1 protein-coding gene is annotated in these 356 nt (G+C 62.9%); it reads right to left on the bottom strand.

Annotated features, from left to right (window positions below):
* Window positions 1-356: SU10 major capsid protein (locus CQ12_RS45440; protein ID WP_198164355.1), on the bottom strand; the 356-nt coding region annotated here is incomplete at both ends.

Raw genomic sequence — 356 nt, forward strand, 5'->3', positions numbered from 1 at the left:
CTCGAGGACTTCGCCTGGTTCGTGCCGAACAGGATGGTCTCCATGTCGCGCTTGAGCTCGAGGCCCTTCAGCATCTCTTGGTAGGCCATTTCATTGGCGCGGCCGGCGTGCTTGACCGCCTGCTGGGTGCCAGTGACCTGCGCATACTTGGAGCTGATCTGCGCGATATTGCCGAGACGAACGGTCGGGGTGACCGCAACCGCGGCGAAATCGGCGCCTTCAGACTGCGCGTTGGAGCCGGAAGCCGCCGCCAGAGCCTGGGTCTGCCATTCGTGGTTGACCGCGGTCGCCTTCTCCGTGTCAAGAGCTGACATGAGCGGGGTGTCGGTCGGGTCAATGCGATAGATGATGTCCGA

This window comes from Bradyrhizobium jicamae (genome assembly GCF_001440395.1).
Taxonomy (GTDB): domain Bacteria; phylum Pseudomonadota; class Alphaproteobacteria; order Rhizobiales; family Xanthobacteraceae; genus Bradyrhizobium; species Bradyrhizobium jicamae.